Below are 24,721 nucleotides of genomic sequence, written 5' to 3'. Positions count from 1 at the left end.
GACCGAGGCAGGACAGGAACGACAGGAAACGACAGGGCACGGCATGGGCGGGCCAGGCCGCGACACAATGCCGGGCGTGGAGATTCCGACGCTGACGACCCGCAGGCTCATCCTGCGCCCGGGCGACAGCGGCGACGTCGAGGCCCTGACCCGGATCTGGTCGGACCCCGAGTTCGCCCGCCATCTCGGCGGGCCCGTCACCCTGCCTGACGCGGTGTGGCACCAGCTTGCCGGCTGCCTGGGATGTTGGCAGCTCACCGGGGTCGGCCCCTGGTGCGTCGTGGAGCGCGACACCGGGACGCTCGTCGGACGTGCCGGGTTGTGGGACGAGCCGGGCTGGCCGGGAGTCGAGGCGATCTGGTTCATCGGCCGGCCCTGGTGGGGGCGCGGGTACGCGACCGAGGCAGCGGCGGCGTCGATCACCTGGGCGTTCGCGCGCCGCCCGGAGCTGGACCGGGTCGTCGCGGCCATCGTCCCGGCGAACGACGGCTCCCTCCGGGTGGCACGCCGCCTCGGCATGACCCGCACCGCCACCGCCTACCTGCACGAGGAGCCGCACGCCCTCTACGCCGTGTCCCGCGACGCCTGGGCCCGGCGCGCTGCACCCGGCGAACTGTGAGCCGGCGCCGCCTGTCCGCGGCGTCCAGGAACCGCGAACTGGCGACACGGAGCCGCAGCGGGGCTGTCAGTCCTTCGGGGTGGCCCAGCGCACGGGGCCGCTGGCGGTGTGCTGGGAGAGGAGGCGGTCGCCGGTGCCGTCCGGGTTGACCACGCGCAGCGGGCCGCTCGCGGCGAAGAACTGGCGCACGGTCGCGTCCTGCACGTAGACGATCGCGCCCTGCGGGGACCAGCCGGGGTGCCAGGTGCCGGTGCCGGCGATCTGCCGTGCGGCCCCGCCGTCCACGCTGATCACGTGGACACCGCCCGCCGAGCTGCTGAAGACGATCTCGCGGCCGTCGGGGGAGAAGGCGGGCTCCACCGCGGCGGCCCCAGGCACCGGCGGGCCGGTCAGCACGCGGTCGGCGCCGTCGAGGGACAGCAGGTGCAGCGACTGGTCGTTGCCATTGCGGTAGACGAGCCGGTTGCCGTCGGGCGCCCAGGACAGCTCGTACGCGCCGCGCACCGCGCTGATGCGCCGGCGGTTGCCGCCGCCCGCGTCGACCAGGTACACGCCGCCGATGTTGCGGGCGTAGGCGAGGGTGCGACCGTCGGGGGAGAAGACCGCGCTGTCCGAGGAGCCGTCGGGCTCGTCGGTCACCGGGTGGGCGTCGGTGCCGTCGGGGCGGACGCTGACGATCTCGCCGTCGGTACCGGTGAACACGACACGGCTGGCGTCCGGCGCCAGCGCCGGCTTGTCGCCGGTGCCGACCTGACGCTCGGCACCGGCGGGGCTGACGACCACGATCGGGCTCTCGTTGATGGAGCTCGTGTCGTCGTACCGCTTGAAGACGTGCCAGCCGCGCGCCTCAGCGTGGGCGCCGTCGCCGACGCGTAGCTGCACGCGGCTGCCGCGCGCGACGCTGGCGCCCGCGGCCGGGGTCGTGCTGAGCACGCGGCCGCGCTGCGACGGCCCGCTCGCCACGGTGACGGTGTCCACGACCAGGCCCGCCCGGCGCAGCAGCGCCGCCGCCGTCGTGGAGGCGCGTCCGGTGTAGTCAGCGAGGGTGATCGACGCGCCGGCGCCGGTCGTCGCGGTGACCACCGCCGTCGTCCCCCCGCCACCCGACGGCCCGCCCGCGGCGGCCGAGCCGCCGCCCCCACCACCCGGATCGAGGACCACGACCACCACCACGACGAGAGCCACCAGCGCCCCGACCGCCGCCACGACCACCGTGACCGGCGCGGGCACGCGGCGCCGCGCCTGTCCCGCCGCGGATGGCTGCACGGCGTTCGGGTGGTGCGCGGTGACCGAGGGCGGCGTCGGCGTCGGAGCTCCTGCCCACGTCGCAGGGGCGGGAGTTGCCGGCGGGTCCGAGGACGGCGGCGCGCTGGATGGCGGCGGCGCCATCCAGCGCGGTGGAGCCGCGGGTGGCGGTGTCCCAGACGGCGTCGAGGGCGGTAGCGTCGCCGGTGAGGACTGCGGGGCGATGACAGTCCGGCCCGGGAGCGGTGCGGGCGGGGCGATCGAGGGCGTGAGCGCCGGCGGCGGGGGTGTGGCGCCGGTGAGCCGCAGGAGCAGGGTGGTCGCGGTGGGGCGCAGGGTGGGGTCGCGCTGCATCGTCCACTCGACGATGGCGCGCAGCGACGGCGGCAGGTCGGAGGTGTCGGGCCGTTCGTGCACGATCCGGTAGAGCAGCACCGGGGTGACGGCCTCGCCGTGCGGGGACCGGCCGGTCGCGGCGAACAGCATCACTCCGCCCCAGGCGTAGACGTCGGCCGCGGGGGTGAGCGCCTCGCCGAGGGCCTGCTCGGGGGCCATGTACGCGGGGGTTCCCAGCACGCCGCGCTGGGTCAGCGTGGTCGTCGCCTCCAACGCCCGGGCGATCCCAAAGTCGATGACCCGGGCCCCGGAGGACGACAGCAGGATGTTGCCGGGCTTGAGATCGCGGTGCACCAGGTTCGCGCCGTGCACCGCCGTCAGGGCGCTGGCGACCGCGACGCCGAGCCGGTCCAGTTCGGCGGGCGGCAGCGGTCCGGTGCGCCGGACATGGTCGGCGAGCGTCGGACCGTCGATGAACTCGGTGACCAGGTACGGCTCGGGGCGGTCGGTGGCGACGTCGAGCACCTCGGCGGTGCAGAACCGGGCGACCCGCTGGGCGGCGTGCGCCTCCCGCAGGAAGCGGGTGCGGAACTCCGGCTCGCGGGCGAACTCGCGGCGGATCACCTTCACGGCGACGGCCCGCCCGTCAGCCGCCAGGGCGTAGTAGACGGTGCCCATTCCGCCGACCCCGAGGCGCCCGGCGATCCGGTACGGCCCGACCTGCGCGGGGTCGCCGTCCTCCAGCGGCTCGACGACGGGAGGGACGTCCGCCATCGCCGCTCCCGTCCATGCCGTCGTGCCGCACTGGTCTCGTCCCGTCTGGTCCCAGTATCGCCGGACCCGTCACGGGCCTGGACGCGGCCGTGTCGACTCACCGGTCCGCACCGCCCGAGCCGCGGGCCAGGACCGGCTCGCCGTCACCGCTCTTCGTGGCGCGGCCTGCCGTCGTCACCGCCGAACCGGGCGCGGACGCGGGCCGTGACGCGCGGATGAGGAGCAGGGCGGTGGCCGCCGCGCACAGGGCGAGCGCGGCCAGGACCCAACCGGTGCCGTGCTCGGCGTGACGGGTCGCGCCGCCGTCGCCGGCGAGGCCGAAGAAGACGGTGCCGACGGTCGACACGCCGACGACGAGACCGAGCTGCATCACGGTCAGCAGCAGCCCACTGGCGTCGGCCGCGTCCGCGATCGGCACGTGCGCGAGGCCGACCGTCATGATGATGGACATCACCCCGAGCCCGAGGCCGACCAGCGCCGTCACCAGCGCGTAGGCGACGCCGCCGCCGGCCGTCGGACCGAGGAACAGGTAGGCGACGCCGGTGACCGCGGGCCCCGCGGGGACCACCCGGACAGCCCAACCGGCGGGCAGGCGCTGCCAGGTGAGGCCGACCAGGGCGAAGGCGGCGACACAGGGCACGAACGCGAGTCCGGAGCGCAGCGGGCTCAGACCCAGCCCGCCCTGCAGATGCAGGGTCGTCGTGAACAGGAACCCACCCCAGGTGCACATGGCGAGCATCAACACGGCGGCGGCGGGCCGCAGACCGGGGGCGCGCAGTGCGCTCACCGAGAGCAACGGGTGCCCACCGCCGGCCGCGACCCGCCGTTCGACGGCGACGAACACCGCTCCCAGCAGTGCGGAGCAGATCAGCGCCGCGAACGTCCACGCCGGCCAGCCGAGATCGTGCCCGAGGACGAGCGGCAGGACGAACAGGGACACCGCCGCGCTGAGGACGAGCAGGCCGGGCAGGTCGAGCGGGGCGGCGCCCCGCGGCCGGTCGGCGGGGAGGGTGCGCGGCGCGACGGCGAGCAGCAGCACGCCGATCGGCACGTTCACCAGGAACACGGACCGCCAGCCCGACCCGAACAGACCGGCGCTGACGAGCAGCCCGCCCGCGGCCTGGCCGACGGCCACCCCGCCGGCGACCACCGCGCCGTAGAACCCCAGCGCCCGGGCCCGCGCCGGACCCTGGAAGTTCTGCTGGATCATGCTCTTGACGTCCTCCGCCGCGTGAACACGGGGGATTCCAACTCCTACACACCTACCAGGGGAGGTGCGCAGTGTTGGGGTTCACGGTTCACGGGCACGGCCAACGCCGTGCCTCCCCGCGCGGTCACGGCCCGTCCGGCCGCGATGTTCACCGCCGCGTTCACATCAGCGTTGGCGGTGTGTCCGCAGGTGGCGCACCGGAAGACCGCTTGGCTCTCGCGGTTCCCAGGCGCCGTATGCCCGCAGGCCGAGCAACGCTGACTCGTATAGGCGGCCGGGACCTTTTCGACTCGGCCGGGGGCTTTCTGTTCCAGACGTTGGACAAGCAGACCCCAGCCGCCCGCGAGGATCGCCCGGTTCAGCCCGGCTTTCTGCCGCACGTTGCGGCCCGGTTCGGCGACGGTGCCCCGCGCCGAGCGGGTCATGCCCCGGACGTTGAGATCCTCGACGCGCACCACGTCGAACCGGCGGGCGAGATCCGTGCTGGTCTTCTCGACCCAGTCCTTGCGCCGGTCAGCCTCCCGAGCCTGCACCCGGGCGATTTGGGCTTTGATCCGTGCCCGCCGGTTACTGCCCCGCTGGGCGCGGGCGAACCGGCGTTGGAGACGGCGAAGCCGCGCGGCCCGCGCCGGTCGCAGCCCAGGGCAGGACAGCAGGTCACCGGTGCTGAGCGCGGCCGACACCGTCACACCCCGGTCGACGCCCACGACCCTGCCGGTGCCGGGTGCCGGTACCGGATCAGGCACCGCGGTGAACGCGACATGCCAGCGGCCAGCCCGATCCCGACTGATCCGGTAGGATTTGAAACCGGGAACGATCCGGGACACACGGAACCTGACCCAGCCGACTTTCGGTACCCAGCATCGGGACCAGCGCCGGTTCAGCTTCTCGACCCGGGCGTTCCTACCGACGATCTGGAAGCCTTCCGACCGGCCACGCTTGCGGAACGTCGGCCTGCGATGCGAACCGTGGAAAAAGTTCCGCATCGCCTGGTCGAAGTCACGCAGGGCCTGCTGCTGCACGGTCTGCGACCCGGCACGCAGCCAGCCGAACGCGGCACGGGCCTCGGTCAACTGCCGGCACCGTTCCCGATGGTCCGGCGCCTTCCCCCGATAGCCCGACCACCACGACTGCTGTTCCACAGCAAGATTCCACACGAAACGCGCATGCCCGCAGTGCTCGTCAAGCCCAGCGGCCTGTTCAGACGTCGGCGAAAGCCGGTAGCGGGACACACTCCTATTCTACGGAAAGGATTCGATCATGCGTTCCAACGCTGAACACCGTTTCCTCTCCGACCTGAAGGTCGGAGTATCCACGGCGCAAATCCGATGACGACGCCCCCGGCTCCGGCGATACCCCCGGCGTCGGCGCCGCACACTGGGCCGGCCGCACGCACCGGGCCGGAGACGCGCGCGGGCGGCGGGCGGTCCGGGACGCGGCGGCGCTCCGAGCTCGCGTCGTTCCTGCGCAGCCGGCGCGAGCGCATCACCCCGCAGGACGTCGGCCTGCCGCCGGGGCCGCGCCGGCGCACGCCGGGCCTGCGCCGCGAGGAAGTCGCCCAGCTCGCCGGCGTCGGGATCACCTGGTACACCTGGCTGGAACAGGGCCGGCCGATCAACGCCAGCGTCCAGGTCCTCGACGCGATCGCCCGCACGCTGCGCCTCGACGCCGCGGAGCACCAGCACCCGTACCGCCTGGCCGACGTCGGCGCCCCCGCCGGCGCGCGGACGGGCGAGGCCGACGACGCGGACGCCGACGGCATGGCCGGCCAGGACGTGCGCGCCATCCTCGACAGTCTCGACCCGCTGCCGGCGGCGCTGGTCAACGCCCGCTCCGATGTCCTGGCCTGGAACCAGGGCTACGCGGCGCTGCTGCCCGCCGTCGTCGGCGCGCCCGCCGAGCGGCGCAACAGCCTGTGGGTCGCGTTCACCACGCCGCGCTGCTGCAACCCGCTGCGCAACATCGAGGAACAGGCGGCCGAGCACGTCGCGATCCTCCGGTACCGGTACAGCCAGCACCTGGGCGAGCCGGGCTGGCAGGACTTCATCCTGCGGCTGTGCGCCGCCAGCCCGTTCTTCGCCCGGCAGTGGGCGACCCACGACGTGGCGCCGACCCGGCCCTGCGACAAGGTGTTCAGCTATCCGGGGTCCGGGGAGATCGCCACTCGCACGACGAGTCTCGATCTCGCGACCCGGCCCGGCGTGCGCATGCTCGTCTACGTGCCCGTCGACGAGCGCAGCCGCGCGCGCCTCGGGTGGCTGCGCGAGCACCCGGAGGCGGCCGCCCCGCGCCACCGCCACTGACGCGGGCGACGCCGGGTGACGCGGGCGACGCCGGGTGGCGTGGCCGCGCGGGCCCGCCCGCCCCCCAGAGTTCGGGCGGGCCCGGGATCTCAGCCGCCGCGGCCGAACAGGTCCAGGTAACGGCGGGTGCTGTTCGGGTTCAGATCGGGGTTGTGCAGCGACGAGCGGACGTTGCCCGCCTCCGCGTTGTTGTAGTACGCCTCGTAGGCGAGGATGTCCTTGTTCGCGGTGAAGAAATCGTGCATCTTCTCCACCAGGAACGGGTTGTCACCGCCGCCACTGTTCGAATGCGCCACGCCCCATTCGGGCACCGCGAGCGCCTTGCCGTGCGCGCGGGCGAAGTCGGCGATCGTGCACAGCCCGGAACGCTGGTGACACTGGCGATCCCAGGTTTCCTGTGAGGTGGACGGCGGATAGAAGTCGTAGCTGTCCACGCTCACCACGTCGACGTAGGCGTCGCCCGGGTAGGCGGCCCACACGTCGGTGTCGCTGTGCGGCAGCGTGTCCTGATGGGCGGTCATCGTCCATTCGATCCTCGCGTGCGGCGCGGTCGAGCGGATCGCGGTCACCGCGTGCTGGAAACAGCTCTTCCAGGCCCGCGGGTCGCGGACGTACCACCAGAACCAGGCGCCGTTGAACTCCCAGCCGAGCCGGACGTAGGCGTCCCCCCGACCGTTCTTCGTCAGGGTCCGCCCGAAGTCGGCCCAGTGACCGTCGTACTCGCCGCGGGCGCAGGCCTGCTCGTTGCCGTCCTGCGGGTAGAGCGGCTGGGCGACCGAGAGCTGACCGGGGAACGCGGCGCGGGTGAACGCGCCTACCGGCCAGGACGCCGTCGTGATGCTCGGCCAGTCCGCCCGGTTGGTGAACACCACCGCCACGTCGACGGGCCGGCCCGTGAACGTCGCCCACGCGTTGACGTCCGCGGGGAAGTTGCCGTTCGCGCCCGACGCCCAGCCCAGGCCGGACTGGGCGGGCGCCCGGCTGGCCGGCGCGGCTCCGGCGGGCGGCGAGGCCGTCGGCGACGCCGGGCCCTTCGATCCGCCGGAGGAACAGGCCGCGAGGGCCAGCAGCACCGCCAGCGCCGCCGCCAGCACGCCCACGGGACCGCGCGCCGCGGCGCCCCGCCGGCCCCTCGTGCCGACACTCCCGCTCCGCCGCCCGCGTCGCGGCGGTGCCCAGCCGCACCGTCTCATCTGGTCCTCGGATCCCTCTCGGCGCTCCCCAGGCGGGACCTGCCACCGGTTCCGCCCCCCACAGCCCAACCATAACGTTACGTAAATGTCGGAACTGGCGGCCCCGTCGTGAGGTGCGCCGCTGCTGGCGGTCGGTGCGGCACCGGTCACGCGTCGTCGCTGTCGCGGTCGGCTCGGGGGAGTCAGGCCGTCCCGGCGGCGCGGGCGGCGGGCAGGCGGCGCAGCAGGTAGCGGTGGGCCGGCCGTTCGACGGTGTGGTGCAGGACCGCGGCGAGGGCGAGGGCGAGCAGGAAGCCGGCGAGCACCCCGAGGGCGGCGACGGGCGCGGTGGTCGCGTCGAACCAGCCGAGCCGGCCGCCCAGGGTCAGCGCGACGGGATGCACCAGGTAGAACGCGTAGGACAGCACGCCGAAGGCGACGAGTGGGCGGGCGCTCGCGGCGGGAAGCCGGCGGCCGTCCGCCTCGCGGGTGCCGACCAGGAAGATGATCGCGGCGAACGACGGCAGGGCGAGGGTGTCGATCAGTCCCTGACGATCGCCGTAGTCGTAGCCGAGTGCGATCGGAACGGCGAGCCAGCCGACGGCGAACACGCCGAGCGCCCGGCGCTGACCGGGGCGGCCGCGCACGCCGTCGCGGGCCAGCAGGCCCAGCACGATGCCCAGCACGAACTCCCCGAGCCGCACGGCCGGACTGGCGTAGGCGGCGAGATCGACCCGTGGGTCGATCGCCCCCGCGACGCAGGCCACCGCCGCCGTGGGCAGGACGGCGAACAGCGCGACGCGGATGCGGCCGGCGTTGTCGCGGGCCGCGAGCCGGGGATGCAGGAGCGGGAAGACGAGGTAGAAGAACGCCTCGCAGGACAGCGACCACAGCACCGCCCCGCCCCAGCCGAAGTAGATCGTCTGCGTCGGGATCCAGGCCTGGACCAGCAGCAGGCTCGGCAGGATGGCGACGGGCTGCGAGCCGAACCGACCGATCATCCCCAGTGGCCAGGCGACCGCGAGCCACAGTCCGATGGCGACGAGGTACAGCGGATAGATCCTGGCCAGGCGCCGCCAGTAGAACCGCAGCCGAGTGTCCGGCCCCGCGGCCCAGGTGAGGACGAATCCCGAGAGCAGGAAGAAGAACGTCACCCCGGCATAGCCGATGTTGCCGAGCGCGGCCACCGGCAGCGTGTCCCCGACGTCGGTGTGGATGTGGCGCAGGAAGACGAGGGCGGTGGCGACGCCGCGCAGACCCGTCAGGGCCGGCAGATTCCGCGCCGCCCGCGGGGACGCGCCGCGCCGGGCGTTCAGGCGATGCCGGCCGGACGGACGTCGCGTGCCATCGGCCGTCCCCGCTACCGGCCCAGCTCGCCCAGCCGGCACCGCTTCCGTCATGCCGATGCCTGTGGTGGCGGCCTGTGACGCGCCAGCCGTGGTCGTGCCGGTCGCCGCTGTCCCGGTCACCGCGGTCCTCTCCGGTCTGGCGGATGCGCGGAGGTCGGGCAGTTCCGGCATCGGGGACGACCGCGCTGCTCACACATCCCTTCTGCCCGGGGCCCACGGCGCATGCCCCGATCGGTGCGGGATCGACCATACCCTTACGTGAATGTCTGATCTGGGTCGGGGGTCAGGGGACCGGAGGTTCGGCGCCGGTCAGCCGTCGAACCGGGTGAGGTGCTCGACGGCGTCGCGCAGCCAGCAGTGGAAGTCCTCGAAGCGCCCGTCGGCGACGCACGGGGCCGCGGCGTCGCGGCGGACGATGACGACGTCGCCCGCGTCGGCGTCCCAGCACGCCACCTCGTCGTTGTCCCGGCGGGTCGCGAAGGGGACGAGGCGCGCGCCGGGGAAGTGGTCCCGCAGGCCGTGGTGCGCCGTGCGCAGCGCGTCGCCGTCCATGAGGATCCACGGTTCGAGGTTCGTCAGGCCGAAGGCGACGACGCGCAGGTACTCGGCCGGGTAGGAGAAACCGGGTGGCAGCTCCGCCGTCGGGATCAGGCTCGCCATGTCGACGTCTCTCCTGTCGGCTGTGTCGAGACGGTGGGTGCGGTGACGCGCGTGCGCCGGGACGGCCGTCGCGGCGGACGAGGCATGGATGGCCGGCCCGCGGGCGGGGCAGGTCAGGGCCGGCGCGCCGGCGGGCCCGCGTTGCCCCGGGCCGGCACAGGTGCCCGGGACCTCGCGGGCCCGCGCCGGCGGCGGATCTCGGGTCACGCAACCCGAGAACCGTCGCCGTCGAAGATCGGTCAGGCTCGCCGACCCGGGCCGGCTGCGGGCTACGCGGCTGGGGAGGTCGCGGCGGCGGCCGGGTCGGTGCCCGCCGTCATGCCCGCGGCGTCGCCGGCGGCCGGGGCGGCACCAGCCGCGGGAGTGGTCCCGGCGGTGGGAGTGGTCCCGGCGGCAGGAGTGGTCCCGGCGGCAGGAGCGGTGGCACCGCCCGCGGCCGGAGCCACCGCTGCACCCGCGGCCGGAGCGGTGGCCGCGGCGGAGGCCGGAGCCGCGCCGCCGAGGGCGATGCCCACGACGATGTCACCGTTGGTCTGCACGGTGATCGGGTTGGGCTTGCCGGTCAGGGCCTGGCAGTTCAGGTTGACGTAGGAGTCCGCCAGGCGCATGCCGAGGAACGTGAACAGGTTGGTCGCCGCCGCGGGGTCGGGGCTGGCGAAGGCGGTGAACTGGGCCTGGTCGAGCTGAAGCCGCGCCTGGCCGACCGTGATCATGTTGGTGCAGTACGCCTTGGCGGCCGCGGTGAGACTGCCCCGCAGCGGCGGCATGTTGGAACCGACGCGGTAGAGGTTGGTCTTCACCCGGCTCATCGTGTTGCCGACCATCGTCATCGGGTTGTTCGGCGGAACCAGCGCCACCGGCGAGGCCTGCAGGCCGGCCTGCAGCTCGTCGAGCGCGAGGGAGGTCGTGGGCGTCCCGTTGTTGGCGAGGTCGGGCGCCGTGAACGCGTCGCAGCCGATCGCCTTGTCGATGAAGTTCACCAGCAGGCCGTTGTCGCTGGCGTTGGTGAGGACCTGCGCTCCCTGCAGCGCGGCGGCGTTGGCGTCGGTGGCCTGCGCGGTGCGGCCGTCCGCGGTGAGCAGGTAGGTCGCGGTGACGTTGTCGCTCTGGTCCTGGTCGACGACGCCGAAGTCGCGCGTGGTCGGGCAGGGCTTGCCGTCGCCGGCGGTGGCCAGGGGCGGGATGGCCAGCTGGCCGGCCTTCACGGCCTTGTTCGCGGCGGCGAAGAACGCCGGCGCGTTGCAGTAGGCGAACTGACCGAACACCGAGTTGGGCGTGCCGTTGACGCACCTGCCCTGGGCCAGGCTGTTGCCCGACCCGCGCAGCCCGATGCGGCGGTTGCTGTGGCGCACCGTCACCTTGCCGCCGTTCTTCTGCAGCTTGAGGTTGTTGCCGTTGAAGCCGAACCACACGCCGACGACGGCGCCCCGCGGCAGGGCCGGGGTGACGGTCGGCGCCGCCGGCTGGGTGCCGGCGTCGATGACCAGCGGGTTGTAGACGGAGGCCTTGCCGGTGGCCGGGTCGATGATGGTGGCCTGGACGAAGGCGGCCTGATCCGGGTTCGCCTGGTGGCAGGTCCCGCCGGCCGCGGCGGTGAGCTGGTAGGGCGTCGCGAGTCCCTTGGCGGTCAGCGGGTTCGGCGGTACGACCAGCGTGCAGTCACCGGGCGCTGCCTCCGCGGGGCCCGCGGCCGGGTCGCCGTTGCCGGGGTCGGCCGGGGTCGGCGCGGTCGCGGCGATCTGGGCCTGCGCGGCGGCGAGACGGACGGGCGCCGCGGCGTTGGTCGCGCCGCCGCCGGTCACCGACAGCAGCAGTCCGATCAGCCCACCGATGGCGCTGGCCGCGCCGATGCCGACGATCGGCAGCCGGGCGGACCGGCGACGTCGACCCCCGCCAGGGGCTGCGCCGCCATTAAGGGCGCTGGCGCGCGAGCGGGACCCGCGGTGCCCACCGCGGGAGTCGGGCGATGTTCGAGACACGAGAAGGACCCTTTCGGGGTTGGCGCCAGGGCCGCGGGCAGACGACCGCGGCCGCGAGGGCGTGATGGCCCGCGGCGGATCAGCCCTGCGCGGCTGTGGCGTGAGGCGAGCGGCGGCACGGCGAGGCGGTGCCGGAACGGTGAGGCAGTGCCGGAACGGTGAGGCGGTGCCGGAGGCATGCGCCGACCACGAATGCCGCGGCATGCGGCAGCCGGCCGGTGTTGGTGGGACGCGACGCGATGGGAGGTGACGGGGCCAGCCGCGGGCGTCGCCCGCCTGGCCCCGCCGGTCGATGGGTGGCTGTCGGCTAGAACTTCTGCCCGGGGGCGGGCGGAACGGTCGCGAGGCGCGACAGCGGGGAGGTGGTGTTCGGCGCGACCGCAGCGGCGGTCGCCTGCGGTGCGACGGCCATGGGCGCGACAGTCATGGTGGTCGCGGCCATGGGTGTGGCCGACATCGTCGGCGCGGGCTTGACGAGCGGCTGCGGCGGCGTGTTCTTCACGACGACGGTGATGGCCTCGAACGTGGGCGACTGACCCCTGTGGAACACGGTCACCGTCAGCGTGTAGGTGCCGTTGGCCAGGGTGCGGGTGTCAAGGCGCAGGACGAACGGTTTGGTGGTGTCACTGCGGACGACCTTCGTGGGTCCGTCGATCGCGAAGACGGCCCAGGTCGTGTGTTTTGACAGGGTCGCCGGCCTGACGTTCACGGTGCCGTGCACGGTGTGCAGTGACCAGCGCCGGACCGTCGACGAGCTGTCGTTTACCGGTGTGGCATGCCGGACGAGCGACACCTGGTTCGCGGTGGACGCACCCTGCGAACGCAAGGTGAGTGAGGCGAGTGTCGCGCCTACCGCGAGTGTCAGGCCCACCAGAGAAAGCGATAGCAATCGCTTTCGACCAAGCATAGGGACTCCTACGGTGTCCCCCCCATTGCCGGGTGTAGCGGACGTGAATCATGGTAGTTCGTCGGATCTAGGTTGTCTAGTCCGATATGACTGGTTCGCCTGAAGGTTCCCTGAGAATCGATTCAGGGATTCCGGCGCTGTCGCCGGCTGGATTTCGCGGGCCCTTTCCCGGGGCGGGCCGAAGGGCTGGCGAACAGGTTTCGTGGGTATTTCTTGCCGAACTGTTGGATGTGCGGAGTCCGATGCTCTCGCCATGTTGGCCGGGTGGCGACGTTCACATCCCGTCCCGTCGGCTCGTGGGATGGGATGGTCCGGTGGCCGAGGTGATCGTGGGCGGGTGCGCCGGTGCCGTCGGGCCGGATGCGGTGCCATGGCTCGCGTGCTGGCTCCTCGGACAACCTGCGCGGGCCGCGGCGACCAGGGTGCTGGCGGTCGACGGCCGCTCCGGGGCGGGCAAGACGACCCTCGCGCGGGCCGTCGCCGCCCGCGTCGGCGCCGCGGTACTGGAGATGGACGACCTCTATGCCGGCTGGGACGGCCTGGCCGCCGGGATCGACCAGCTCGTCGACGGCGTCCTGCGGCCGCTGGCGCGCGGGGAGCCGGCCAGGTGGCGCCGCTACGACTGGCCGCGGGGGCGCTACGGCGGTGTGGTCACCCTGGATCCACCGGCCGTGCTGGTCGTCGAGGGTGTCGGGGCGGGCGCGCGGGCGGCCGGTCCGCTGCTGAGCGGGCTGGTCGTCGTCGCCGCGCCGGACGAGGTGCGCCGCCGCCGCGCGCTGGAGCGGGACGGCGCGACCTTCGCCCCGCACTGGGACCGCTGGGCCCGCCAGGAGGAGCGCTACCTCGCCGCGAACGACGTGGCCGGCCGGGCCGACGTCCTCGTCCACGGCGCGCCGGTGCCCGGCCCGCCGGCCGCTACCAGGTCGGCTGCCAGCGGCCGGTGACCAGGTCGGTCCACAGCCGGCGGATCGCGAGGCTGTTGCGGTCGGCGCGGGCGTGCACGTTGAGGTGCGGGGCGAGCGGGAACCGGGCCGGCAGCGTTTCGAGCAGTTCGCGGTCCTCGTTCTCCACGGCGACGTCGAAGGCCCGGATGTCCGCGGCGGGCCGGTCCGCCTCGCCGTCGGTGCGCAGCACGATCTGCAGCAGCACGCAGTGTGTGTCGTCGACCGGGGTGATCGCCTTGACCATCAGGTGGCGCAGGCCGTCGGGATAGGTGATGTGGATGTGGGCGTGGAACGGCGCGTACAGCCGCGAGACGGTGGTGCGCACGGTGGCGCCGAGCTCGCCGGGGCGTGACTCCACCGGCACCTCGCCGCGGGTGCGCAGACCGTGGGGCTCGCGGGTGACGACGGTGTCGGTGAGCTCGGGCCGCGCCGGGTTGCCGAACGTGCCGCGGTGGACGAACGCGATGTGGCCGGGATCGAAGTTGTTCTCCAACAGGTGCATCGCGGTGCAGGCGAAGGCGAACTCGTACTCGGGCACGACCCGCCAGGCCGGGTCGTCGTACTCGGGTAGTGGCGGGATGGCGACGACGGCATCGTCGTCGAGGCAGACCCAGACCAGGCCGTACCGCTCCCGCGCCGCGACCATGCTCAGCCCGCCGCGGGTCGGTAGCGGGGCGTCGGGAAACTGCGGGACCCACCTGGTCTGCCCGGCCGCGTCCCACTGCCAGCCGTGGTAGGGGCAGACGAGGTGGCAGTCGGTGATCCAGCCGCCCGACAGCGGCGCCTCCCGGTGCGGGCAGCGGTCCAGCGCCGCGCTCGGCGCCGCGCCGGGGGAGGCCCGCCACAGCACGAGCGGTGTGCCGAGCACCGTGCGGGCCAGCGGCTCGCCGCCCAGATCCCCGGCGAAGCACACGGCATACCAGAACCGGCGCAGGACGGGATGCTCGGAGATCACCAGATGGTCGGGGCCGTCGTGGCGGGTGATCCGCGCGCCGGTGTCGCCGGGCGGGACGGCGGGGCCCGGCGACACCGGCGCGGCGGCGGTTCCGCGAGCAGCCGAGGCCGGGATGCCGAGAGGAGAGGGTGTCACGAGGCGGACCGTTCCTTCGCTGGCCGGGTGGAGGCGGACACCGACCGCCGGCTGCCCACAAGGCCGCCCGACCAGCAAACCGACGGCAGGTGGCTGGTGGGTTACCGCCGGGTTCCGGTTCCGCTTCCCCGGCTGGTGGGCGGGGCCGGGGCGCGGGCCACGGCGTGCCTGGTGACCGGTGGGGGGTGGACGGTGCGGCGCAGGGCCGTACAGTCAGGCCGTGACGATGCCGGACAGTCCTGCGGTCAATGATCCCGGACCCTCCCCGTCGCCGTTCGCCGTCGCGGACGAGCGGGGCGGTGGGGGCCCCGCCACCGCGGGCGGCGGCATCGCGGCGGCGGCACCGTACTCTCCCGGGGAGCTGGTGGTGCACCGGTCGTTCACGACCAGCCGGCTGGTGTTCGTGCGCACCGCCCATGTCGTCGGCCACGACGAGCGCGGCCTGCGGCTGTGGATCCCGCACGGCTGCCCGATGGCGGTCGAGCTGAGCGAGGACGGCCGCGGGCTGCGGGACATGCCGTTCGCGGAGTGGATCCGCCAGCCGACGGTCATGACGACGTCGGTGTGGCGCGGGCCGAACATCTTCATGCTGGTCCCCCCGCGGGGAGCCAACTCGGTCTGGTGGTTCTGGGACTGGCAGGGGCGCTTCGTCCGCTGGTACATCAACCTGGAGCAACCCGCCGTCACCTGGCGCGACGAGGATCTCGTCGGCGTCGACACCACCGACCACGACCTCGACCTGTGGGTGACCCCGGAGCGCACCTGGGAGTGGAAGGACGAGCACGAGCTGGCCGAGCGGCTCGCCTTTCCCAACCACTACTGGGTCGGCGATCCCGACGCGGTGCGCGCCGAGGGGGAGCGGCTGCTGCGGCTGGTCGAGGCCGGCGCCTTCCCGTTCGACGGCACCTGGACCGACTTCCGTCCCGACCCCGGCTGGCGGATGCCGGACGCGCTGCCCCGCGGCTGGGACCGGCCGCGCGCCTGACCTGGCCGCGCGCCCCCGGCCGGCGCCGACCGCGCGGAGCTCAGCCACCCGCGCCGGCATCGGCGTAGGCCCATCCCGACCAGCGAAGCCCGGTGACGATGATGGCGGGCCCGCCCGGTGGAACCTGCCGGTACTGCGCGTACCGGGCGGCGAGGGCCGCGCGGGTCGCCGCGTGCTCGGCCTCGTCGGCCAGCACGATCCGGGCGAGCCCGTCGACCCGCGCCCACCACAGCCGCTCCCAGTCGTCCTCGTAGTGGTCGACCAGCAGGCTGACCCGCGGGTTCGCCGCGATGTCCCGCAGCCGCCGCAGCCCGGTCGACGTGGACTTCGGCTTGTGGTCGACGATGCTGACGACAGCCTCCGCCGGGGCGCCGCGGCCGCCGGGCGGCGCCCCGGCGGCGGCGAGGTCGGTGACCGCGAAGGTGACGGGCACGACGAGCGGCTGGCCGCCCGGCCCGCTGGTGGCCAGCCGCGCGACGCGCCCCGCCGCGAACCGCTCCCGAGCCTCCCGCGTACTGAGCCGCACAGTGGCACCGGTTCCCCGTCCGCCCGCCTCCACCCACGCCACCTCCCGGTCGTCCTCCGCGTCGCCGCTCCGCGCGCCGGTCCACGGGCTCGCGTCCCATGGCCCGGGCCGGCGAGTGGACATCGGATCGAACGCATGTTCTCATGAGGCATGCGTTGGGACAACCTCCGCCTCACCGAGGACGGGCCGCCGGGCGCCCCCGGCGGGCGCGCGCCGGCCCTGCTGGCGCGCGGCGCGGTCGCCCGTACGTTCGACACCCCCGAGTTCGCCGGGATGACCTTCTACGAGGTCCACGCGCGCACGGCGCTCAACCGGGTGCCGCCCGCCTCCCGGATGGCCTTCCGCTGGACGGTCAACCCCTATCGGGGCTGCTCCCACGCCTGCCGGTACTGCTTCGCCCGCTCCACCCACACCTATCTCGATCTCGACACCGGACGCGACTTCGACACGAGGGTCGTCGTCAAGGTGAACGTCGCCGAGCGGCTGCGCGCCGAGCTCGCGGCGCCGCGCTGGCGCGGCGAGCACGTCGCGATGGGCACGAACGTCGACCCGTACCAGCGGTGCGAAGGGCGGTACCGGCTCATGCCCGGCGTGCTCGGCGCCCTGCGCGACGCGCGCACCCCGTTCTCGCTGCTGACGAAGGGCACGCTGGTGCTGCGCGACCGCGAGCTGCTCGCCGAGGCCGCAGAGGTGGTCGACGTCGGCGTGGCGTTGTCGGTCGGCTTCGTCGAGGAGGACCTGTGGCGCCTGGTCGAGCCGGGCGCGCCGAGCCCGCACCGGCGCCTCGCGGCCTGCGCCACGCTCACCGAGCATGGCGTGCCGGTGCGCGTGCTGATGGCGCCGATCCTTCCCTTCCTCACGGACGCCCCCGCGGCGCTGGCCGCCACCGTCGAGGCGATCGCCCAGGCGGGCGCGACCTCGATCACCCCGCTCGTCCTGCACCTGCGGCCGGGAGCCCGCGAGTGGTACCTGGCCTGGCTGGCCGACTGCCACCCTGGGCTCGTCGAGCCCTACCGCGAGCTGTACGGCGCCGGCGCGTACGCGGCGCGTGCCTACCAGCAGCGGATCGCCGCCCAGGTCCGCGACCTCGCCGAGCGCGCCGGGATCGGCGCCGTCCGTCGTCCCCGGCGGCCCGTCGCCGCGCCGGCCCGAGGGGCGGGTTCCGCTGTGCCGGCGGTGGCGGGCGAGCAGCTGGCCCTGCCCGGGCTGGGGCGCTGAGATGGGCCTGGTGTCCGTGTCGCGCGCGGTGGTGCGCGGGGGTCTGGGCGGTGCGCGGCGGCTGTGCGCGACACTGGCGGGATGTCCGCCACGCTCGTCGCCTCCGGCCTCACCGTCACCCGCGGTGGGGCGACCGTTCTCGAGGGAGTCTCGCTCACCGTGGCGCCGGGTGACCGGCTCGGGGTGGTGGGTCCGAACGGCGTCGGCAAGTCCACCCTGCTGCGCGCCTTCGCGGGGCTCGTCCCGCTGGACGAGGGCCGCTTGGACCTGGCCCCGCCGACCGCCGGCGTCGGCCTGCTGCCGCAGGAGCCCGACCGCAGGCCCGGGGAGACCCTGCGGGCCTTCCTCGCCCGCCGCACCGGTGTCGCCGCCGCCCAGAGCGAGCTCGACGCCGCCACCGAGGCGCTCGCCACGGGCGCCGCGGCCGCGGACGACCGCTTCGCCGTCGCGCTCGAGCGCTGGCTCGCCCTCGGCGCCGCCGACCTCGACGCTCGCGCCGAGGAGGTCTGCGCCGACCTCGGCCTGCCCGCCGACGCCCTCGACAGCCCCACCACCGCCCTGTCCGGCGGCCAGGCGGCCCGCGGGTCGCTCGCCAGCGTCCTGCTGTCCCGCTTCGACATCACCCTGCTCGACGAGCCCACCAACGATCTCGACTTCGACGGGCTGGACCGGCTTGAACGCTTCGTCGCGCAGGTCTCCGGCGCCCTCGTCGTCGTCAGCCACGACCGTGAGTTCCTCGACCGCACCATCGACACGGTCGCCGAGATCGACCCGCACCGTCACGGCCTCACCCTGTTCGCCGGCGGCTGGACGGCGTATCTCGAGGCGCGTGAGGTCGCCCGGCGCCAGGCCCGGGACCGGTACGACGAGTACGCCGACCAGCGCGCGGATCTCGTCGCCCAGACGCAGCGCCAGCGGGAGCAGGCGGTGCGCGGCTCGGTGCGCGCCAAGCGGCGGATGCCTGACAACGACCGGGCGGCGAAGGGCGCGCGCATCGAGGCGGCCACGAAGAGCGCCGCCAGGGTGCGTTCCCTCGAGTCGCGCCTCGACCGGCTCGACGAGGTCGAGGAACCGCGCAAGGAATGGCAGCTGCGCATGTCGATCGCCGCCGCCCCGCGCTCCGGCGATGTCGTCGCGACCCTCACCGGTGCCGTCGTGCGCCGGCCCGCCTTCACCCTGGGGCCGGTCGACCTCGCCGTCGCCTGGGCCGATCGCATCGTGATCACGGGCCCCAACGGCGGCGGCAAGACGACGCTGCTGGGGGCGCTGCTCGGGCGGATCCCGCTCGACGGCGGCGGGCAGTCGCTCGGCTCCGGCGTGCGCCTGGGCGAGATCGATCAGGCCCGCGGCCTGTTCCGCGGGGACACGACGGCGCTCGCCGTCGCCGAGCTGGCGACACAGTGGCCGGCGAGCGAGGTCCGGACCCTGTTCGCGAAGTTCGGCCTCGGCGCCGACCAGGTCACCCGGCCGGCGTCCTCCCTGTCGCCGGGGGAGCGCACCCGCGCCGGCCTCGCGCTGCTGCAGGCCGTCGGCGTCAACTGCCTCGTGCTCGACGAGCCCACCAACCATCTCGACCTGCCCGCCATCGACCAGCTCGAACAGGCGCTCGCCGGCTACCCGGGCACCCTGCTGCTCGTCACCCACGACCGGCGGATGCTCGACACGGTCGCCGTCACCCGCCGGCTGCACGTCGCGGACGGCCAGCTGAGCGAGCGCTCCGTGTGATCGCCCGACCCCGCGGCGACGCCGGGCGGCAACCGGGTCGCAGTCGGATGGCGGACAGGGGGCCACTGGTCGCACGGGCGTGGAGAGTGCCAAAGTGGGCGGCATGACGCAGACCGTCCCGCCCGGCTGGTATGCCGATCCGAGCGGGCAGCAGGGGTCCCGATGGTGGGACGGCAACCAGTGGACCGAGCACACCCAGCCGGGCGTGCCGCCCGCGCAGCCGGGCGTGCCCGGCCAGCCCCACCACGCCGGGCCGCCGGTCCCGGGACAGGGTCCGGCCACCTGGGGGACGCCGCAGGGTATGCAGCCCCCGCCGGTGCAGACGAACCACAGCCCCGATCGGGTGCAGCGCCAGGTCCGCGAGCAGGCCGGGGTCGCCAACTACGGTGGCGGCGGCGGCACGCTGTTCAGCGAGCCCGTGCTCGTCGTCAACCAGAAGACCAAGATCATCGAGGTGACGAACGAGTACGCCGTCTTCGACCAGAACGGCAACCAGATCGGCTCGGTCGTCGAGGTCGGCCAGAGCGCGCTGAAGAAGGCCATGCGCGTGCTGAGCTCCTGGGACCAGTTCTTCACCCACCGGCTGGAGGTCCGCGACGCCGCCGGCGTCCCGCAGCTGATGCTGCACCGGCCGGCGAAGCTGCTCAAGTCCAAGGTCATCGTCTCGGCGCCGGACGGCACGCAGCTCGGCGTCATCGCCCAGCAGAACGTGTTCGGCAAGATCCGGTTCGACCTGCAGTCCGGCGGTGCCACCATCGGGGCGATCAAGGCCGAGAACTGGCGGGCGTGGAACTTCTCCATCGTCGACAACACCGAGACCGAGATCGCCCGGGTCACCAAGACCTGGGAGGGCCTCATGAAGACGATGTTCACCACGTCGGACAACTACGTCGTCCAGCTGCACCGGCCGTTGCCCCAGCCACTGCTGAGCATGGTCGTCGCGTCCGCGCTGACCATCGACACAGCCCTCAAGCAGGACTCCCGCGGCCTCGGCTGACCAGCGTCCCGGCCTGACCGGGAGTCGCCGCGCGCACCGGCCCGCGACGCGCGGCGGCGTGCCCGGACGCTCTCATGGGACTCACACGCGGGGTCCCTACGGTCGGCGCATGATGTCACGTGGGAGAGCAGGGGGCAGCGGTCGTCGGCGGGTCCTCGCGGCGAGCGCCTTGCTGACCGGCGCCGTCGTCGGTCTCGCGGCCTGCGGCACCTCGGCGCCGGGACCCGCCGTGGGATCGGCGTCCGGGGCCACGCCCGTGTCGACGGCGGCCGCCGCGGCGTCGGGAGTTCCGTCCGCCTCCGCCCGCCCGCCGGCGCCGCGGGCGGGCACGGTCGACCGGTCGCTGACCGTGGGCGGCCTGGAACGCACCTACCGGGTGCATGTGCCCGCCGCGGCGACGCGCGCCGCCGCCGGAGGGGCCGTGCTGCCGGTGGTCGTCGTGCTGCACGGCGGTGGCGGGTCGGGCCGCCAGGTGGAACAGCAGAGCGGGATGAGCGCCGAGGCGGACCGCGCCGGTTTCCTCGCCGTCTACCCCGATGGCACCGGCCGGCTGCGCACCAGTCTGCTGACCTGGAACGCCGGCACCTGCTGCGGCTACGCCCACCAGAACAACATCGACGACGTCGCCTTCCTCTCGGCCCTGCTCGACCGGCTGGGCCGCGAATACCCGGTGGACACCCGGCGGATCTACGTCACCGGGATGTCCAACGGCGGGATGATGTCCTACCGGATCGGCTGCGAGCACGCCGGGCGCGTCGCCGCGATCGCCGCCGTGTCCGGCGCACTCGACACGGTCACCTGCACGCCCAGCCGGGCCGTCCCGGTGATCGCGTTCCATGGCACCGCGGACGTCAGGGTGCGGTACGACGGCGGCGAGTCGTCGCTGGACAGCCTGCGCAAGGGCGAGGAGAAGGTCGACCGGTCCGTCGCCGAGGCGATGACGTTCTGGACCCGGCGCGACGGCTGCCCGGCCACCCCGACGCGTACCCAGCAGGGCGACGTGCGCCACGACGTCTACGGCCCGTGCTCCTCCGGCGCCGCGGTGGAGCTTTACAGCATCGTCGGGGCGGGGCACGCCTGGCCCGGCGGCACCCAGACGCGGGCCGAGGCCGACGCCGTGCCGCCGTCGCCGCACGCGTCCGCCGTCATGTGGGAGTTCTTTCGCCACCATCCTCTTCCCGCCTGAATGATCGCGCCGCCCGGCCGTCGGGACCGCGGGCGGCGCGGGGCGGACCGGGCACGTGCTGAACCGGTCGGGGCCGACCGGTTGGGGCCGAGCCGGTCGGGGACTGGTGCGGACGGACATGGAAGGCGGCACGTTCCGCACACCGGGCGATCCCCACGGTGGGAGACTGGGATCGTGAACGTGTTCGGGACAGGCCGGGACGGCCCGCCGTCGATGACCCCCGACGTGCGACGGGTCCTCGTCGTCGGCAGCGGCGGCGCGGGCAAGAGCACGCTGGCGCGGGAGCTCGCCCGCCAGGCCGGGCTGCCGGTCGTGCACCTCGACCGGCTGTTCTGGCGGCCGGGCTGGGTCGCCACGCCGGTCGACGAGTGGCGCGCGATCGTCGCCGGGCTGGTCGCGGGCCCCGCCTGGGTGCTGGACGGCAACTACAGCGGCACCCTTGACCTGCGCATCCCCGCCGCCGAGCTGATCGTGTTCCTCGATCTGCCCCGGCGGATCGCGATCAGCAGGGTGGTGCGCCGCTGGGCGCGCTGGCGCGGTCGTTCCCGTCCCGACATGGCGCCGGAGTGCCCCGAGAAGCTGGACCTGGCGTTCCTGGGCTGGCTGTGGACCTACCCGAGGGACAGCCGCGACCGGTTGCTGCGGGCGATCGACGCCCATGGCGCCGCCGCCCGGGTGGTGCGCCTGTGCAGCCCCCGCGAGGTGCGGCTGTGGCTGGGCGCCGCGGCGGCGCCGGGCCTGGTACGGATGCGCCCGCTGCCCGCCGGCCGGCTCGGTACCTGACGGGCGGCGGGCTCAGCCGCCCGCGGGCATCGTGGCGTCGAGGTCGAAGAGCAGGGCGCGGGAGCGGCGCCGGCCGGGACGGGGGCGGTCCGGGTCGGGCAGCCGGCGCAGCGCGTCCAGTGCGGGCTCGACCACGGTGGCCCACTCGGCGTCCGTCAGGTCCCACAGGTGGGACCACACCCGTCCCTCAATCTGCGCGCCGACCTGTGCGGGGGTGAGCGCGCCGCGTTCCTCGCGCGGGAAGTGGAAGTCCTCGACCAGGCGCAGGCCGTGGCGTGCGGCGGACGCGCGCAGGGTCTCGGCGGTGGCGTGGCGGGGCCCGCCCAGGCGCAGCGCGGCACGCAGCCGCTCCATGACGTCGCCGACGTCGCTGCGCTCGGCGATCTCGCCCGCCCCGACGGTGGCGAGCCGGCCGCCGGGGCGCAGCACCCGGGCGAGCTCGGTGAACACGCCCTCGGGGTCGCCGACCAGGTGCAGGACATGCACCGCGACGCAGGCGTCGACACTGTCGGCGGGCAGGGGCAGCGCCGAGGCGTCGGCGCGGGCGAGCCGGCCCGGCACCCGCTCGCGGGCGCGCGCCAGCATGCGTTCGGACAGGTCGACGCCCAGCAGGCGGCGCCCCCGGGCGGCGAAGGCCTGGGCGACCAGCCCGGTGCCCACGCCGATCTCCAGTAGCAGCCCGTCGGGCAGATGCGGGGCGAGCGCGTCGGCGACGTGCCGGCCGCGCTCCTCACCGCCGCGGGTCGCGTCGTAGTCGTGGGCGATGCGGTCGAAGTTCACGGATGTCGCCACACCACCGAGGCTATGCCGGCCCGCCGGCATCGATGGTGCGCTTTGGCGTAGCGTGCTCGGTCGGAACGGGCCGGACTCGCAGGCGGGCCGGACATCCTGAGGGCGAAGGGCCGACATGAGCGCAGAGATCATCGACGGTAAGGCCGTGGCCGCGCGGGTGCGGGCGGACGTGGCCCGCGAGGTCGCCGAGTTCCGCGCGGCCACCGGCCGCCAGCCGGGGCTCGCGACCGTGCTGGTCGGTGACGACCCGGCGTCCGCGGTGTACATCGGCGGCAAGCGCAAGGCGTGCGTCGAGGCGGGCATGGCCGACCTGCACCAGCACCTGCCGGCCGACACCGCGCAGGACAAGGTCGCCGCCCTGCTCGACGAGCTCGCCGTCGACCCGGCCGTGTCCGGGATCCTGCTGCAGCTGCCCGTGCCCGCCGGCCTCGACGGCGCGGCCCTGATCGAGCGGATCCCGTCCGGAAAGGACGTCGACGGCCTGACCACCGCGAGCGTCGGCCTGCTCGCCCGCGGCCTGCCGGGTCTGCGCCCCTGCACCCCGTCGGGGATCATCGAGCTGCTCGACGCCTACGACGTGCCGCTCGCCGGTACGCCCACGGTCGTCGTCGGCCGCTCCGAGCTGGTCGGCCGGCCGGTGTCCCAGCTACTGATCGCTCGTAACGCCACTGTCACGGTCTGCCACTCCCATACTCGTGACCTGGCCGAGGTCTGCCGCGGCGCGGACGTCCTCGTCGTCGCCGCCGGCCGCCAGGCGATCATCGGCGCGGACGCGGTGAAGCCCGGCGCGACCGTCATCGACGTCGGCATGCACCGCACCGAGCAGGGCCTGCGCGGCGACGTCGACTTCCCCTCGGTCCGCGAGGTCGCCGGCCGGCTCACCCCCGTGCCTGGCGGGGTCGGCCCGATGACGATCGCCCTGCTGCTGCGCAACACCCTGCTCGCCGCCCGCGCCGCCGCCGGGCTGAGCTAGTTCTGAGCTAGCCCGAGCTAGCCCCGCCGGTCGGGATCAGGACCGCAGGACGGCGGCCAGGTCGGGGCGGACAAGATCGCCCAGCCGGTTCCAGGGGGCCAGGACGCTCTGCGGGCCGAGGACGTAGGGCAGGTCGGCGACGATGACGACGAGGCCGCGCGGGTTCACCACGAACTGCTGGTAGTTCGCCGGCAGCGGGTCGGTGACCCCGCCGGTCGGCCCGCCGGGGAAACGCCGGTCCAGCTCCGCGCGGACGATGGACTCCAGCCGGCGCAGCCCCGCGCCGGTCGAGGTGAACACGTCCTCGATGTGGACGCGATCCCCGGTGCGCAGGTCGAAGACCAGGCCGGCGGCGAGCTCGGCGGGGTGCGCCGCGCCGGGCGGGTAGCGGTCCCCGCCGAACGACAGCGCCACGACCCGTGCGCCGATATGCGCAGCGCCGGCGGTCAGGTGCAGGGTCTCGTTCTCGGTGAGGCCCTTCTCCTGCCGCACGTACTCGTCGATGGCCGTGTTGACCCGCCGCACCACGACGGGATCGGGTCCGGACAGCACCGGGATGGTGGCGGTGTAGTCGGCGCCCGCGCGGATCCGCCCGCTGTCCTGGCGGATCGTGACGCGGTAGGCGGCGGCGCTCCCCGCCGCCGCGGTGGTCGCGCTCGCCGCGTCCACCGCCGACGTCGCCTGTCCTGCGGTTGCCGGGGCGGCGGCGGCCGTCTGACTCCGCGCCGTCCCGCCACCCGAGGCGCATCCGGCCGTCGTCAGGGGCGCGAGCAGGCCGCATCCCAGCAGCGTGATCGCCCACACACCGCGACGCAAAGGTCTGATCATGCCCTCATCGTGGCGTGACCTGCGCCTTCACGCTGCGACGCACGCGACAGCACAGCGGTCGCGCTGACGACGCCGGCTCGCGCTGACGACGCCGGCTCGCGCTGACGACGCCGGCTCGCC

Annotated in this window: 22 protein-coding genes; 10 read left to right on the top strand and 12 right to left on the bottom strand. The window is 74.3% G+C overall.

The window, feature by feature from the left end:
- The first annotated feature begins 76 nt into the window (after positions 1-76).
- Positions 77-619 carry a GNAT family N-acetyltransferase gene (locus AC6EXY_RS17805; protein ID WP_101836179.1) on the top strand — a complete coding sequence of 181 codons (543 nt, stop codon included), beginning with the start codon at positions 77-79 and terminating at the stop codon, positions 617-619.
- Positions 620-685: 66 nt separating this feature from the next.
- On the opposite strand, the gene AC6EXY_RS17800 is transcribed toward AC6EXY_RS17805, so the two are convergent.
- From AC6EXY_RS17800 to AC6EXY_RS17790, 3 genes are all read right to left on the bottom strand, one after another.
- Entirely contained in the window at positions 686-2,974 is a 2,289-nt protein-coding gene (locus AC6EXY_RS17800) for a protein kinase domain-containing protein (protein WP_499817925.1), read from the bottom strand.
- A 97-nt stretch (positions 2,975-3,071) separates the two neighbouring features.
- Positions 3,072-4,184, bottom strand: a complete 1,113-nt coding sequence (locus AC6EXY_RS17795; protein WP_101836144.1) for an MFS transporter — start codon at positions 4,182-4,184, stop codon at positions 3,072-3,074.
- Positions 4,185-4,228: 44 nt separating this feature from the next.
- On the bottom strand, positions 4,229-5,416 hold the full coding sequence (locus AC6EXY_RS17790) for an RNA-guided endonuclease InsQ/TnpB family protein (protein ID WP_499817924.1): 1,188 nt from the start codon (positions 5,414-5,416) through the stop codon (positions 4,229-4,231).
- 96 nt (positions 5,417-5,512) lie between these two features.
- Between AC6EXY_RS17790 and AC6EXY_RS17785 the strand changes: the two genes are divergently transcribed.
- Positions 5,513-6,487 carry a helix-turn-helix transcriptional regulator gene (locus AC6EXY_RS17785; RefSeq protein ID WP_499817923.1) on the top strand — a complete coding sequence of 325 codons (975 nt, stop codon included), beginning with the start codon at positions 5,513-5,515 and terminating at the stop codon, positions 6,485-6,487.
- Between the two features lie 89 nt (positions 6,488-6,576).
- Here AC6EXY_RS17785 and AC6EXY_RS17780 read toward each other — a convergent pair whose 3' ends face one another.
- The 5 genes from AC6EXY_RS17780 to AC6EXY_RS17760 form a co-directional block, all read right to left on the bottom strand.
- Positions 6,577-7,587, bottom strand: coding sequence for a glycoside hydrolase family 26 protein (locus AC6EXY_RS17780; protein ID WP_243407156.1), 1,011 nt, complete (start codon positions 7,585-7,587; stop codon positions 6,577-6,579).
- 275 nt (positions 7,588-7,862) lie between these two features.
- Complete coding sequence (locus AC6EXY_RS17775) at positions 7,863-9,128, bottom strand: acyltransferase family protein (RefSeq protein WP_243407155.1); 1,266 nt, start codon at positions 9,126-9,128, stop codon at positions 7,863-7,865.
- Between the two features lie 189 nt (positions 9,129-9,317).
- On the bottom strand, positions 9,318-9,875 hold the full coding sequence (locus AC6EXY_RS17770) for a hypothetical protein (protein WP_101830150.1): 558 nt from the start codon (positions 9,873-9,875) through the stop codon (positions 9,318-9,320).
- Positions 9,876-9,937: 62 nt separating this feature from the next.
- On the bottom strand, positions 9,938-11,647 hold the full coding sequence (locus tag AC6EXY_RS17765) for a hypothetical protein (protein WP_207770145.1): 1,710 nt from the start codon (positions 11,645-11,647) through the stop codon (positions 9,938-9,940).
- 307 nt (positions 11,648-11,954) lie between these two features.
- On the bottom strand, positions 11,955-12,518 hold the full coding sequence (locus AC6EXY_RS17760; RefSeq protein ID WP_101830149.1) for a hypothetical protein: 564 nt from the start codon (positions 12,516-12,518) through the stop codon (positions 11,955-11,957).
- Between the two features lie 350 nt (positions 12,519-12,868).
- On the opposite strand from AC6EXY_RS17760, the gene AC6EXY_RS17755 reads away from it, so the two are divergent.
- A complete protein-coding gene (locus AC6EXY_RS17755) occupies positions 12,869-13,498 on the top strand; it encodes a nucleoside/nucleotide kinase family protein (protein ID WP_243407154.1) in 630 nt (209 codons plus the stop codon).
- Here AC6EXY_RS17755 and AC6EXY_RS17750 read toward each other — a convergent pair.
- Complete coding sequence (locus AC6EXY_RS17750; protein ID WP_243407153.1) at positions 13,470-14,588, bottom strand: Rieske 2Fe-2S domain-containing protein; 1,119 nt, start codon at positions 14,586-14,588, stop codon at positions 13,470-13,472. The two genes, AC6EXY_RS17755 and AC6EXY_RS17750, sit on opposite strands and share 29 nt — an antisense overlap.
- A gap of 226 nt (positions 14,589-14,814) precedes the next feature.
- Here AC6EXY_RS17750 and AC6EXY_RS17745 point away from each other — a divergent pair, with 226 nt between their 5' ends.
- Positions 14,815-15,573, top strand: a complete 759-nt coding sequence (locus AC6EXY_RS17745) for a ribonuclease FAU-1 family protein (RefSeq protein WP_101830156.1) — start codon at positions 14,815-14,817, stop codon at positions 15,571-15,573.
- Positions 15,574-15,613: 40 nt separating this feature from the next.
- Here the strand turns inward: AC6EXY_RS17745 and AC6EXY_RS17740 are convergent, their stop codons facing one another.
- A complete protein-coding gene (locus AC6EXY_RS17740; protein WP_499842369.1) occupies positions 15,614-16,222 on the bottom strand; it encodes a TIGR03668 family PPOX class F420-dependent oxidoreductase in 609 nt (202 codons plus the stop codon).
- Positions 16,223-16,249: 27 nt separating this feature from the next.
- Between AC6EXY_RS17740 and AC6EXY_RS17735 the strand changes: the two genes are divergently transcribed.
- The 5 genes from AC6EXY_RS17735 (at position 16,250) to AC6EXY_RS17715 (ending at position 22,008) form a co-directional block, all read left to right on the top strand.
- Positions 16,250-17,317, top strand: a complete 1,068-nt coding sequence (locus AC6EXY_RS17735; protein ID WP_499817922.1) for an Rv2578c family radical SAM protein — start codon at positions 16,250-16,252, stop codon at positions 17,315-17,317.
- Between the two features lie 81 nt (positions 17,318-17,398).
- Complete coding sequence (locus AC6EXY_RS17730) at positions 17,399-19,042, top strand: ABC-F family ATP-binding cassette domain-containing protein (protein WP_499817930.1); 1,644 nt, start codon at positions 17,399-17,401, stop codon at positions 19,040-19,042.
- Positions 19,043-19,145: 103 nt separating this feature from the next.
- Entirely contained in the window at positions 19,146-20,039 is an 894-nt protein-coding gene (locus AC6EXY_RS17725; RefSeq protein WP_499817921.1) for an LURP-one-related family protein, read from the top strand.
- Between the two features lie 169 nt (positions 20,040-20,208).
- A complete protein-coding gene (locus tag AC6EXY_RS17720; protein WP_499817920.1) occupies positions 20,209-21,225 on the top strand; it encodes an extracellular catalytic domain type 1 short-chain-length polyhydroxyalkanoate depolymerase in 1,017 nt (338 codons plus the stop codon).
- Between the two features lie 174 nt (positions 21,226-21,399).
- The gene (locus AC6EXY_RS17715; protein WP_101830145.1) at positions 21,400-22,008 is read left to right on the top strand and encodes a P-loop NTPase family protein; all 609 of its coding nucleotides are present in this window, start codon (positions 21,400-21,402) and stop codon (positions 22,006-22,008) included.
- 12 nt (positions 22,009-22,020) lie between these two features.
- Here the strand turns inward: AC6EXY_RS17715 and AC6EXY_RS17710 are convergent, their stop codons facing one another.
- Positions 22,021-22,788: a class I SAM-dependent methyltransferase gene (locus tag AC6EXY_RS17710; RefSeq protein WP_499817919.1), complete on the bottom strand. Its 768-nt coding sequence runs from the start codon at positions 22,786-22,788 to the stop codon at positions 22,021-22,023.
- Positions 22,789-22,915: 127 nt separating this feature from the next.
- Here AC6EXY_RS17710 and folD point away from each other — a divergent pair, with 127 nt between their 5' ends.
- On the top strand, positions 22,916-23,773 hold the full coding sequence (gene folD / locus AC6EXY_RS17705; RefSeq protein WP_499817918.1) for a bifunctional methylenetetrahydrofolate dehydrogenase/methenyltetrahydrofolate cyclohydrolase FolD: 858 nt from the start codon (positions 22,916-22,918) through the stop codon (positions 23,771-23,773).
- A 36-nt stretch (positions 23,774-23,809) separates the two neighbouring features.
- Here the strand turns inward: folD and AC6EXY_RS17700 are convergent, their stop codons facing one another.
- Positions 23,810-24,601 (bottom strand): RsiV family protein, encoded by a 792-nt coding sequence (locus AC6EXY_RS17700; protein ID WP_243407151.1) that lies wholly within the window; start codon positions 24,599-24,601, stop codon positions 23,810-23,812.
- Between the last annotated feature and the right edge of the window lie 120 nt (positions 24,602-24,721).

This window comes from Frankia sp. RB5, from assembly GCF_059816245.1.
The sequence above is the reverse complement of the archived record's forward strand: the minus strand, read 5'-3'. Positions and strand labels throughout refer to the sequence as shown.

Bases quoted from the DNA above. Each gene is read 5' to 3' on its own strand.
- AC6EXY_RS17800 (WP_499817925.1), bottom strand. From the start codon at position 2,974: ATGGCGGACGTCCCTCCCGTCGTCGAGCCGCTGGAGGACGGCGACCCC.
- AC6EXY_RS17795 (WP_101836144.1), bottom strand. From the start codon at position 4,184: ATGATCCAGCAGAACTTCCAGGGTCCGGCGCGGGCCCGGGCGCTGGGG.
- AC6EXY_RS17785 (WP_499817923.1), top strand. From the start codon at position 5,513: ATGACGACGCCCCCGGCTCCGGCGATACCCCCGGCGTCGGCGCCGCAC.
- AC6EXY_RS17745 (WP_101830156.1), top strand. From the start codon at position 14,815: ATGCCGGACAGTCCTGCGGTCAATGATCCCGGACCCTCCCCGTCGCCG.
- AC6EXY_RS17740 (WP_499842369.1), bottom strand. From the start codon at position 16,222: ATGTCCACTCGCCGGCCCGGGCCATGGGACGCGAGCCCGTGGACCGGC.
- AC6EXY_RS17735 (WP_499817922.1), top strand. From the start codon at position 16,250: ATGCGTTGGGACAACCTCCGCCTCACCGAGGACGGGCCGCCGGGCGCC.
- AC6EXY_RS17730 (WP_499817930.1), top strand. From the start codon at position 17,399: ATGTCCGCCACGCTCGTCGCCTCCGGCCTCACCGTCACCCGCGGTGGG.
- AC6EXY_RS17725 (WP_499817921.1), top strand. From the start codon at position 19,146: ATGACGCAGACCGTCCCGCCCGGCTGGTATGCCGATCCGAGCGGGCAG.
- folD (WP_499817918.1), top strand. From the start codon at position 22,916: ATGAGCGCAGAGATCATCGACGGTAAGGCCGTGGCCGCGCGGGTGCGG.
- AC6EXY_RS17700 (WP_243407151.1), bottom strand. From the start codon at position 24,601: ATGATCAGACCTTTGCGTCGCGGTGTGTGGGCGATCACGCTGCTGGGA.